At 37.4% G+C, this 12,447-nt stretch carries 10 protein-coding genes and 1 other RNA gene; 8 read left to right on the top strand and 3 right to left on the bottom strand.

What is annotated here, in order from left to right; translation table 11 throughout:
* Positions 1 to 6 precede the first annotated feature (6 nt).
* The 8 genes from U8D43_RS03860 (at position 7) to U8D43_RS03825 (ending at position 9,267) form a co-directional block, all read left to right on the top strand.
* Positions 7 to 1,254, top strand: a complete 1,248-nt coding sequence (locus U8D43_RS03860; protein ID WP_335869669.1) for a ribonuclease H-like domain-containing protein — start codon at positions 7 to 9, stop codon at positions 1,252 to 1,254.
* Positions 1,255 to 1,573: 319 nt separating this feature from the next.
* The gene (locus tag U8D43_RS03855) at positions 1,574 to 1,879 is read left to right on the top strand and encodes a CotD family spore coat protein (protein ID WP_335869668.1); all 306 of its coding nucleotides are present in this window, start codon (positions 1,574 to 1,576) and stop codon (positions 1,877 to 1,879) included.
* Positions 1,880 to 2,191: 312 nt separating this feature from the next.
* On the top strand, positions 2,192 to 2,749 hold the full coding sequence (locus U8D43_RS03850; RefSeq protein ID WP_335869667.1) for an SLOG family protein: 558 nt from the start codon (positions 2,192 to 2,194) through the stop codon (positions 2,747 to 2,749).
* Between the two features lie 439 nt (positions 2,750 to 3,188).
* Complete coding sequence (gene gpsB, locus U8D43_RS03845; RefSeq protein ID WP_335869666.1) at positions 3,189 to 3,494, top strand: cell division regulator GpsB; 306 nt, start codon at positions 3,189 to 3,191, stop codon at positions 3,492 to 3,494.
* Positions 3,495 to 3,570: 76 nt separating this feature from the next.
* Positions 3,571 to 3,959, top strand: an RNA gene (gene rnpB / locus U8D43_RS03840) — RNase P RNA component class B.
* A gap of 158 nt (positions 3,960 to 4,117) precedes the next feature.
* Entirely contained in the window at positions 4,118 to 5,254 is a 1,137-nt protein-coding gene (locus tag U8D43_RS03835; RefSeq protein WP_335869665.1) for a THUMP domain-containing class I SAM-dependent RNA methyltransferase, read from the top strand.
* 68 nt (positions 5,255 to 5,322) lie between these two features.
* Entirely contained in the window at positions 5,323 to 7,254 is a 1,932-nt protein-coding gene (locus U8D43_RS03830; RefSeq protein WP_335869664.1) for an ATP-dependent DNA helicase, read from the top strand.
* A 510-nt stretch (positions 7,255 to 7,764) separates the two neighbouring features.
* Complete coding sequence (locus tag U8D43_RS03825) at positions 7,765 to 9,267, top strand: carboxypeptidase M32 (protein ID WP_442893549.1); 1,503 nt, start codon at positions 7,765 to 7,767, stop codon at positions 9,265 to 9,267.
* Between the two features lie 707 nt (positions 9,268 to 9,974).
* Here U8D43_RS03825 and U8D43_RS03820 read toward each other — a convergent pair.
* From U8D43_RS03820 to U8D43_RS03810, 3 genes are read right to left on the bottom strand one after another with little or no spacing between them, the layout of a single operon-like run.
* A complete protein-coding gene (locus U8D43_RS03820; protein WP_335869663.1) occupies positions 9,975 to 11,630 on the bottom strand; it encodes a b(o/a)3-type cytochrome-c oxidase subunit 1 in 1,656 nt (551 codons plus the stop codon).
* Position 11,631: 1 nt separating this feature from the next.
* Positions 11,632 to 12,108, bottom strand: a complete 477-nt coding sequence (locus U8D43_RS03815; RefSeq protein WP_335869662.1) for a cytochrome c oxidase subunit II — start codon at positions 12,106 to 12,108, stop codon at positions 11,632 to 11,634.
* 18 nt (positions 12,109 to 12,126) lie between these two features.
* Positions 12,127 to 12,285: a cytochrome c oxidase subunit 2A gene (locus U8D43_RS03810; protein ID WP_335869661.1), complete on the bottom strand. Its 159-nt coding sequence runs from the start codon at positions 12,283 to 12,285 to the stop codon at positions 12,127 to 12,129.
* Positions 12,286 to 12,447: the final 162 nt, after the last annotated feature.

Below are 12,447 nucleotides of genomic sequence, written 5' to 3'. Positions count from 1 at the left end.
GTGAGGATGAAAAATAAATTAAACCGAATGAAAAAGCATATTGTTCGAGAGGCGCAAGTTGACACTAAGAAGAAGGAAGTCTCACAAACTGTGCCCGCTGTATCTATTCCCTATTGGAATCAATGGGAAAAGGTGAACACCTCAATATATAGTATTGACGAACAATACTGCTTTATTAAAGAGAGTCGATATCCTCTTACCTATCAGCATGGAAATCATTCTTTCGATGAACTTGTAGAAGTAGTTGAAGCTTGGCAACAATTTGAAGGCAGTCATCCTTTAAGTGGAAAGGGACTCGACGTTAATGATCTTTTCTTTTTTGATACTGAAACAACAGGTCTAGGTGGGGGAGTTGGAAATGTTATTTTTCTCTTAGGTTATGCACAAGTCCAAGGGAATGAAATTAAAGTACGGCAGCATGTGCTACCTTCCCCCGGCAATGAAGTGGCACTTTATCATAGTTTTTTAGAAAAGATTGATTACTCTACACTCGTTACGTACAACGGTAAAGCCTTCGATTGGCCGCAAGTTAAGACTAGGCATACCCTCGTTCGAGATCATGTTCCAAAGTTGCCATCCTTTGGTCATTTTGATCTCTTTCATGGCGCACGGAGAATGTGGAAGCATAAAATAGAATCTGTAAAACTGCAAAATGTTGAAAAAGAAATTCTAGGTTTTTACCGCAAAGATGACGTACCAGGTTATTTGGCCCCGATGATTTACTTCGATTATGTACAACAACAAAACCCTGAAGGTATGCTTCAAATCTTAAAGCATAATGAAGAAGATATTTTGTCACTTATAAGTTTATACATTCACCTTTCTAAACAACTATTGCAAATCGATGAAAAACAATCTTCATTTGAAAAACTTTTAGTAGGAGAATGGTTTCATTATTTGGGAGATCAAACTGAAGCCAACAGCACATTTCAACAATTGAAAGCAGAGGAAGAATATATAGCACTTCCAGCTATGCATCGATTGGCTTTTCAAGCGAAAAAAAACAAAAATTACGATGAAGCTTATTCCTATTGGGTAAAGGTGAGTGGACAGGGTATTGGCAAGATTAAAGGAGAAGCATACTTAGAGCTTGCTAAAATCCAAGAGCATTATCAGAAAGATTTTGAGGCGGCTCTCACATCTTGTGAAAAAATGAAACCTCATATTCCAGAGACGCAGAAACAGGCTTTAGCTAAACGAATGGAACGGTTGGAACGGAAATTAAAAGTTGACAAGAAGAAAAACCAGAATTAATGAATGATTCAGTCTAACTAAGAGTACCCAAGCGCAAAATAAGTAGAGTTTGATGTCGAAAAATGTATTGAGGTTAGACGATTAAAACGGTAGAATAAAGGGAGAATCTCATTAGAAAAGGTTGAGGAAAGATGAAAATGTTCCGTGCGATTTTTGTAATGTATTTTGTTGTAATTTGTATTATTGGATTTGTATTAAACACTTATAAAGATAGCTTTCCATCTGTTTTATAAAAATAGGTGTTTGTTCTAGTACATGTTCTCCCATTCTCTCATAGGCTATTAATGTAAAGAGAAAAAAAGCGAAAGGAGACAGTGCTATGTTTTGTAGACCAAGACCTGGGCAGGTACTACCTGCAGTAGTACACCCAACTAAGCAATGTGTGAAAAACAACTATGCTACCTATGAGGTGCCACACATTCATCCGACGCACACCACGGTTGTGAACAATGAGTTGTATCAACATAAACATTACTTCCCTCAAACACAATCGGAAGTCAATTGTGTCAACAATCAGCAATTTAATTGTGGTCCTGGACCAATGCCGGGCCAACAACCAATGCCAGGTGGAATGCCAGGCCAACAACCTAGACCTCCTATGGGTCCATATGGTATGGGTAGATAGTTCATCAAAGGGCAAGAGATTGCCCTTTGATTTTTATTTTTTATAAGATAGGCTATTTTCGCGAATAGTGTTGCTTCTCGCATAAGTTTTTCTTCCTTGAAATCACTACACTTCGGGACATCTTTTCGTATCAATGGGACGGTGGATTTGGAAAAATGGACGATTTTCTTTCAAAATGACTTCATAAAGCGACAATTAAAACGAAAAGTGCCAAAAGAGAAGAAAATTCAAACGTTCGGGAGATAGCTAAGTGTCTAGGTCCAGGTGTCTTTCACTTATTTGAATGGAGTACAAGAAGGGGCTTAAAATTTAATGAAGGTTGTGACGATAACAGGATATAAAGCACATGAGTTGGGTCTATTTAACGCAAAAGACCCTGCCATTACATATATCAAGCAAGCCATCAAAAAAGAATTGAGAGATATGTTGGATGAAGGCTTAGAATGGGTATTGATTTCGGGTCAATTGGGTGTGGAGTTATGGGGAGCAGAAGTGGTACTTCAACTTCAAGAAGAATACCCTCATCTTCAATTAGCTGTGTTGACACCATTTCAAAAACAAGAAGAGAAGTGGAATGAACAAAATCGTGAGCTTTATGAAAGTATCACCATCAATGCTGATTTTTTTGATTCGATTTCTCACAAACCATATGAAAGTCCACAACAATTCCGGCAGAAAAATGTCCTCTTCCTCCAAAAATCCGATGCAACTCTCCTATTATATGACGAGGAAAAAGAAGGTTCGCCTAAATATTATTTTCAATTAGCTAAACAATACCAAGAAAAGTATCCCTACGATATTAGGCAAATTACGTTTCAAGATCTGCAGAATATTGTAGAAGAAGAGCAATTGAAAAACCAAGAGTGGTAAGTATAAACAGAATAGATATAAGTTGCATTTGTTCCTCAAAATAGTAAAACAACTTCTTTTTTTAGGCTCTTTTCGTATACATTGTTGCTCTTGACACAAAGAAAAAACAGGCAGTAGGTTTTTTTCGATTGATTTCTTCTTTTTTATCTAGAAATGAAGAGTTTTTCATTAGGAAAGGCTGTTTTCGCAAGGTTTGTGGCTTTTCGAATCAGTTAATTATCTATGATATAGCTTTGTTTTGGGCATCATTTCGTCTATTTTTGACGGAATTCAACAGTGAAATGGAAGAAATAATCAAAAATATAATGAAATAGCCACAATCTTTGTGAAAACAGCCTTTTTTTAAAAGAATCGTGATAATGTGATGAATTCAATTGACAAATGCTCCTAATTTTGAAAAAATAAAATATCATGAAGGTACATATAGAGGTGATACAATATGTTAGCTGATCGTGTAAAATTAACCGCTAAAGATATACTCGAGAAAGATTTTAAATCGGGTATGCGTGGCTACAAACAAGAAGATGTGGATAAATTTTTAGATCTCATTATTAAAGATTATGAAACCTTTCACGGAGTCATTGAAGATTTACAACAAGAAAATTTACGACTAAAAAAACAAAATGAAGGCAAAGCTGTACGTGCAACACAACCTACACAACCAACAGGTACAACCAATTTTGATATTATTCAGCGCCTATCAAACCTTGAAAAACATGTGTTCGGTAGCAAACTTTATGAGTAGAAAAAATTTCCTTTTAGAAAAGGTTGATTTTTTGTTTATTCTCTCGTATAATTAATTCTTGCAATGCTGATTCATAACGTACGGGTAATCGCTGCAACCTTGGTTGTAGAGGAAAGTCCATGCTCACACGGTGCTGAGATGCCCGTAATGTTCGTGCCTAGCCAATTCATAAGCTAGGGCAGCTTGGAGTAATCTAGGCTGACGGCAGGGAAAATACCTAAGTTCTGCAAAGAATATGGTATGAATACCTTGAAAGTGCCACAGTGACGGAGTCTCTATAGAAATATAGAGAGTGGAACGAGGTAAACCCCACGAGTGAGAAACCCAAATAATGGTAGGGGCATCTTCCTAGAGGAACTAAACGAAGGGAAGGACAAGAATTTATTCTTGTAGATAGATGATTGCCGCCGGAGTACGAGACGCCAGTCGTTTGTAGTACGAAGGAACAAAACATGGCTTACAGTACGTTATGTATGGGAACAACAACAAACAAAGCTCTCCTTACTACTATAAGGAGAGCTTTATTTACTTATACATACACCTAATGCACCTTCGAGAAAGAATCTAACGCCAAAGGAAAATGAAGGAAAAGGTTATGGACTTTATTGGATAAGGGTGGAATTATGTCAAAATATACAATTATTGCAACCTCAGCAATGGGACTTGAAGCAGTGGTAGCGAATGAAGTGAAAAATTTAGGGTACGATTGTCAGGTTGAAAATGGGAAAGTGATTTTCTCAGGAGACGAGCGTGCTATTGCGCGCTCGAATATGTGGCTAAGAACCGCAGATCGAGTGAAGGTACTAGTAGGAGAGTTTAAAGCATATAGTTTTGATGAGCTTTTTGAGAATACAAAAGCTTTGCCATGGGAAGACTTATTGCCAGTAAATGCAGAATTTCCGGTTCAAGGGAAATCGGTTAAATCAAAATTATACAGCGTACCTGATTGCCAAGCTATTGTGAAGAAAGCTATAGTCGACCGGCTCAAAAATTCGTATAAACAAACGAGTTGGCTTGCTGAGGATGGACCTCTATTCAAAATAGAAATTGCGATTCATAAAGACAAAGCCTCTCTCCTTTTGGACACGAGTGGAGCTGGCTTGCATAAAAGAGGTTATCGGGCCGCTCAAGGAGAAGCACCGCTGAAAGAAACGTTAGCAGCTGCTCTTGTTCAACTAAGTCGCTGGACACCGGAGCGACCATTTGTTGATCCATTTTGTGGGTCAGGCACAATTCCAATTGAAGCTGCCATGATTGGTCAAAACATTGCGCCTGGTTTTAATCGTGATTTCCTTTCAGAAGAATGGCCTTGGATGGAAAAAACGATGTGGGACTCTGTTCGCATGGAAGTAGAGGACCTTGCTAATTATGATCAAGAAGTGGATATTTTAGGTACCGATTTCGATCATCGCATGATTGAAATCGCTAAAAATAATGCTTTTGAAGCGGGATTTGGAGATTTAATTTCATTTAAGCAAATGCAAGTAAAAGATTTCACCTCTAACAAAGAATACGGAGTCATCATCGGAAATCCACCGTATGGAGAACGCCTAGGAGATCGTGATGAAGTTGAACTTATGTACCGTGACATGGGTGAAGCGTTTCGCTCATTGGATACATGGTCGATTTATATATTGACTTCCTATGAAGCATTTGAAAAGCAATATGGGAAAGATGCGACCAAAAAGAGAAAACTCTTTAACGGGTTTATTAGAACGGACCTATATCAATATTGGGGACCTAAGCCACCAAGAGGTTAGAAAATAAATATGAGGAAAAGCGCAAGCGAACACGATCGCTTGCGCTTTCGATTGAACAAGAGAGGACGATGTATGTGACAAAGAGTCTGCCCTTTCCTTTAACAAAGGAACAGTCGTTTTATGAAGCATTAGGAGAGTGGATCGGTGACGTATTTTACGACATTCTTCCTGAAAAAGGGTTTGAAATACGTGACGAACAAATTTTCATGGCGTTTCAACTTGAGAAAGCCTTTCAAAATAAAGAGGTAATGTTCGCAGAAGCAGGTGTTGGAACGGGCAAGACGCTTGCATATTTACTATATAGTCTTTGTTATGCAAGATACACGGGGAAACCCGGAATTATTGCCTGTGCCGATGAAACTTTAATCGAGCAACTTGTGAAAAAAGAGGGAGATATTCATAAACTTGAATCGGCACTTGGATTATCGATCGATGTTCGCTTAGCAAAATCAAGAGATCAATATCTTTGTGTGAAAAAGTTACAAATTAACGAAACGAAACATGATGAATTTATGGATATCTATGAAGAGTTACCAGAGTTTGTGACTAATCCAAAGACGATGTCTAAGTATGAAGCGTATGGGGACCGAAAAGATCATCCTGACTTAAATGATGAAAAATGGTCGATGATTAATTGGGATGCGACGCAGGACTGTTTATCATGTGATATTCGTCACCGCTGTGGTTTGACTCTTCAACGTGAGACCTATCGTAAAGCGAAAGATTTGATTATTTGCTCACATGATTTCTATATGGAGCATATCTGGACTAAAGAATCTCGAAAGCGAGAAGGTCAATTACCTCTTCTCCCTGAATCTAGCTCGGTCGTGTTTGATGAAGGGCATTTATTAGAATTTGCTTCGCAAAAAGCTTTAACCTATAAAATGACTGAAAACACTGTAGAAGATGTTTTAGAGATGCTGACAAGCAACGACATTCGAGAAAAAACTTTGCATTTAATTGATGAAGTATTAATTTTGAATGAGCAATTATTTAAACACCTTCGTGCCAATAGTTTTTCTCCTACAGGAGAAGAAAGACTTCATATTGAACGTACAAAATCCGTACTTGATGTTGCAAAGAAATTGAAGTTTACCATTGATCAACTGACAGACGAACTTGTTTTTGAAGGTGAGTTATTTGTGATTGCCGAATATGATCTTCGAGTAGTGGAAGAATACTTAGAGCAAATGCTCTATTCTTTAACCTTATTTGTATCAGATAATGCAGGCATCATTTGGTTGGAAGAAGACGAGCGGCACACGACATTAGTCATGATGCCTCGCTTAGTTCAAGAAGTCTTAAAAGAAGAAGTGTTTTCTCAGAAAAAACCGTATGTTTTTTCATCTGCCACGCTCTCCAGTAATAAAGACTTCACCTATATGGCCCAAAGTTTGGGGATCGAGGACTACTCATCCTTTACAGTGAATTCACCATTTGAATATGATGAAAAAATGAACATTGAAATTAATGTATTTAAACAACATGAACAGAACTCGTTTGCATTCCTACTGAAACAACTTCAAGGGTCAGAAGGTAGATCGCTTATTTTGTTTGCAACGAATAAAGATTTGCTGCAATTTAAAGACTTTATGAAGACACATCCTGACATGCCATTTTCCATGTATTACGAAGGGGCAGAAGAAATATCAAACCTCGTTTCACATTTTCAAAATGACATTAATAGCGTTCTTTGTACGTACCATTTATGGGAAGGGCTAGATATACCAGGAGAGTCGTTAAGTTCAGTACTCATTCACGCGCTTCCTTTCCCTCCATTCGATCCTGTCTTTGAAGCAAAGCGTCAAGGAACAACGAATCCGTTTAATGAAGTGGACTTACCTTATATGTTACTACGCTTAAGACAAGGGATAGGTCGATTAATTCGTACATCAGAAGATGAAGGAAACGTTAAAATTCTCGTGAGTCAAAGTGAGCGAAATCTAATACCAGTAATCGAATCTGTACTGCCAACGACAGCAAAAATCCAAAAATATTAATATTGAAGGCTCTTTTCGTATACATTGTGGCTAGTTCATCTAAGATTTGACTGAACCCTCCATTTCATTGTTGATTCCCATCAAAAATTGACGAAAAGATGACCTGAAACAAAGCTAAATCACCGTTTGTAGACTGGTTCAAAAACAACAAAGTTTGCGAAAACAGCCATAGAGAAAAACCTTGCCTCCAATGCAGGCAAGGTTTTTTCAGATTGGACATCATTATATCACTCATTTTAAAACTTTCTATGTATAAGGCTCTTTTCGTATACATTGTGGCTATTTCATCTGATTTTTGACTAAATCCTCCATTTCATGTTGATTTTCATCAAAAATAGGCGAAATGATGCCCCAAACAAAGCTAAATCATAGAATATAAACTAATACGAAAAGCCACAATCTTTGCGATAACAGCCTTTGAAAATAATTAGTAGAGTGGGTACAGTAATATAACCTTCACTCTCTACTAATATGATAAAATAATAGGAAGAAACTAAGGAGGGAATCAATTTGAAGTTAGAAACCATTGTGAATGAATTTTTAGAGTACGTAAAGAAAATGACAGCTTATAACGAAGCGCTAGGTTTAATTTTCTGGGATCTTCGAACGGGAGCACCGAAAAAGGGTGTTGAACAACGGTCAGAAGTGATCGGCATGTTATCAGAAGATGTCTTTGAAATGTCTACATCGGATAAAATGGCAGCATACATAAGAGAACTGTCTTCTCAAAAGCAAGATTTATCAGCTAGCGTACGTACAATTCTTGAAGAATGTAAAAAAAATTACGAACGAAATAAAAAAATACCCGCAGCAGAGTATAAACAATATGTAGTTCTTCAATCACAAGCTGAAAATGTTTGGGAAGAAGCGAAAGAAGCTTCCGATTTTGAAAAGTTCCGTCCATATTTAGAAAAATTAGTAGACTTTAACAAAAAGTTCATTGATTATTGGGGATATGAAGACAATAAATACAATACCCTATTAGATATGTTCGAGCCTGGAGTGACGGTTAGTGTCTTAGATGAAGTGTTTGGGCAATTACGAAACGAAATTGTTCCACTCGTCCACCAAATTAAAGAAGCAAGCCAACCCCAAACAGATTTTCTATTTAAGTCCTTTCCAAAACAAAAGCAAAAAGAATTCAGCCTAGAAATATTAAAGCAAATGGGTTATGACTTTCAAGCAGGTCGACTTGACGAAACCGTCCATCCCTTTGCGATTGGATTAAATCCTGGGGATGTTCGAGTGACCACGAAATATGATGAAAGTGATTGGAGAACCGCTGTATTTGGAACGATCCACGAAGGTGGACATGCGTTGTATGAACAAAATATTGCTGCTGATTTGATAGGTACACCCCTTTGCACGGGTACTTCTATGGGTATACACGAATCACAATCACTATTTTATGAAAACTTTATCGGGAGAGATTATGCGTTTTGGAAGAAAAATTACGACTTATTGAAAACGTATGCATCTGGCCAATTTGATCCGATTTCCTTAGACAATTTTTATCGTGCAATCAATGAATCAAAACCATCTCTAATCCGTATTGAGGCGGATGAATTAACCTATGCCTTGCATATTATCATTCGATATGAAATTGAAAAAGGCTTATTTAATGATGAGATAGAAGTAAAAGATCTACCGAGGGTTTGGAATGAAAAATATGAAGAATATTTAGGCGTAACACCTTCGAATGACAGTGAAGGAGTCCTACAAGACGTCCACTGGGCAGGTGGCAGTTTCGGCTATTTCCCTTCCTATGCTTTGGGTTATATGTATGCCGCACAGTTGAAAACGAGCATGCTGACAGATCTACCTCATTTTGAGCAACTTCTTGAAAAAGGGGATCTTGCACCAATCAAGGAATGGTTAACAGAGAGAGTACATCAACATGGTAAAATGAAAAAACCTCTAGAAATATTAAAGGATGCAACGGGTGAAGGATTAAATGCAAGTCATTTAATCACATACTTAAAAGACAAATATTCAAAGGTATATGGATTATAAATAAAAAAAGCATCTTCTTTATTAAGAAGATGCTTTTTTCAAAAGGCTGTTTTTGCAATTAATGTAAACTTTTGTAACCGTTTATAATTCCTGAAAATATAAGGATTAGGGGCAGTTTTTTGTCTTTTTTTAAGGCTCTTTTCGTATACAATGTGGCTATTTCATCTGATTTTTGATTAAATCGCCCATTTCACTGTTGATTTCCATTAAAAATAGACGAAATGATGCCCGAAACAAAGCTATATCAACGTTTACAGACTGGTACGAAAAGCAATAGCTTTTTTAAATAAAATTATTGAAAATATGAGGGATTCTATTGAAAAGAAAGTTAAATAGCAACAGTGTATATGAAAAAGACGTTAGTCAAAAAAGAATTAGAGGCTATGGAGAGAAAACAGGAAAACTAGAAACAGGTTTCCACAACTCGATTAATTAGCGAATACAAAGGGAGAGGAGGAAACAGAGGAAAGGAATCAGTAAATATCATGCAAAAAAGCGAAAGAGATTAAAAATCTCTTTCGCTTTTTTAAAAAGGCTCTTTTCGTATCCATTGTGGCTATTTCATCTGATTTTTGACTAAAACCTCCATTTCCTTGTTGATTTCCATCAAAAACAGACGAAATGATGCCCGAATCAAAGCTATATCATAGATTATTAATGTATACGAAAAGCAACAAACTTTGCGAAAACAGCCTTTAAAAATCAAACTACCATAATTTGAATCCTTTTGATCCAGGAGGTCCATTTTGAATCATATCAAGGAATGGAACGCTGTACGCGACTAGAATCAAGGCTGCAAGTACGGTTAACCAAATTTTCCAGTTTTCAAGAAACATCGGTGTTTTTTCAGCAGCATCAGATACTTCACCGATCGGGAACTCTTCTTCTCCTTTTGGAGCGAAGAAGGCAAGGTTGATGAAAATGTAGAGAACAAGAACGATCCCTAGGAACAAAATACTTCCGCCAACTGCTTGAGCTACTTGATAAGGAATCCATTCAAGTGCTTGTGCAGAATCTCCGTAAGTCGAAAAGGAAGAACGACGCGGAGCCCCTAATAGTCCAACGATATGCATCGAACCTGACATAATTGTCATCCCGACGGTCCATACGATAGCTTGGAAGATTGCTAATTTATTCATCGCTTTCGTTAAGACTCGTCCTGTTAAATGGGGAACGAGCCAGTACATGATAGCAAAGAATGTTAACACAACAGAAGTAGCTAACGTCAAGTGGAAGTGACCTGTTATCCAAATGGTGTTATGAACCACTTGATTCATCTGATTAGATGCATTGATTAATCCACCGGCACCAGCAGGGATAAAGGCGACCATACCAATGAATGGTACGAGAAAGCGAGCATCTTTCCAGGGCATTTTTTTGAACCATCCGAATAGACCTGTTGCCCCTTTATGACGACCAAATTGCTCAAATGATGCAAATAGTGAGAAAGCAGTCATTAATGATGGAATGACAACCATAAAAGTTAATATAACTTGTAAAAACTTCCAGAAAGGATCAATTCCTGGTTCTACTAGTTGATGGTGAAATCCAACAGGAATCGAGAATAGTAGAAATAGGATAAAAGACATACGTGCTAGTGAGTCAGAGAAAATTTTCGCTCCGATGATTTTAGGTATAATGACATACCAAGCCATGTAAGCTGGAAGCAACCAGAAATACACAAGAGGATGCCCAAAATACCAGAATAGTGTACGACTAACTAATACATCTACACGATCAACAAGACCTAGCGACCAAGGAAGTAATTGGAATAATACCGTTGCAGCAACTCCTAGTGTCGCCACAATCCATAAGACTGTATTGATAACAGCCATAAATGTTAAGAGGGGGCTTGGCTGGCCTGGATTTGCTTTACGCCATGAAACATAAACGACGATCATCCCCGCTCCACCAATCCAACTACCAACTACAACAAAGGTTAGCCCAAGGTAAAATATCCAGTGCGCTTGAAGAGGCGCGTAAAACGTATATAAAACGGTAGCTTCATTTAATAAAACCATGACTGAAGCCATCGCAGTACCAAGAACCATCACCCAAAAACCAATCCAGCCTAGACGGCGAGCTGTTGGAGAAAATGTACCAGATGTACGACTAATGGCCGCAATTTGAAAACCTAAAATAAAAAATGTTGTTAGTATAAGTCCAAGTAAAACACCATGTACTGTAAGAACTTGATAGTATCCTATATTAAAAGGAAGCGTGAATCTACCTGAACGAACTAATACTTGAAGGAGTCCAGCGAGTCCACCTAAGGCTAGGGCGATAAAAGCAACATATAAATGAGCCATCGCTAAACTTGCATCTTTTTTATCTACTTTTATAAAAGAGGTATTGGTATTCATGTTACTCCACCACCTTAATCATTGATTTCATTGTATGGTGGCCAACACCACAATACTCGTTACATAGAACTAAATATTCACCAGATTTATCCATAGTTGTAACATATTCACTTATATAACCAGGTTCAAGCATCATATTGATGTTTGTTCCAGCCACTTCAAAGCCATGAACGACATCTTTTGTTGTTGCAATAATTTTCACCGTTGAATCTTTTGGGATTTCAATTTCTCCCGGATCGTAAAAAAATGCAGAAGCGACGAATACCAATTCATAATCCCACTCTTTTCCATCAACTTTCTTAAGGCCAGGTTCATCAAATGGACTAAACTCTCCCACACGCTCTGGGTCCACAATTGCATTGGCACTTGGCGGTTCATGACCTTGATGGAAGGCCGATATTCCTAAAATTGTTAAAAATAAAATAAGAGAACCAGTTCCTAAAGTAAGCCACCATTTTTCATAACGATGCATGTGCATATAAATCTTCTCCCTTCCCTAAAAACGATCGATAAAAATATAAAATACGATAAACCAGGTAACAACAATAAATGCACCGAGTATTGAAACGGCAGCCAGAGTCCCTTTTAATGAGTTTCGCTCATTTTCAAGTTTACTTTTTGGATTATGAGGCAATTGAGATTGTGGTTTTCCCATGTGACTTGCTCCTTTCCCTTAAAAAAACAATTTTTACTGTTAACACTATCATAGAGGTGAAAACCAATTGCTTCTGTGATAAAAATCACATCAAGTGCATAAATTTGTGAAAAAAGTGTGAAGAATATTTTCCTTTTCATTCCTTTTATTACCTGTAAAGAA

This window comes from Bacillus sp. 2205SS5-2, assembly GCF_037024155.1.
Lineage (GTDB): Bacteria > Bacillota > Bacilli > Bacillales > Bacillaceae_K > Bacillus_CI.
This window is presented reverse-complemented; position numbering and strand designations above follow the sequence as displayed.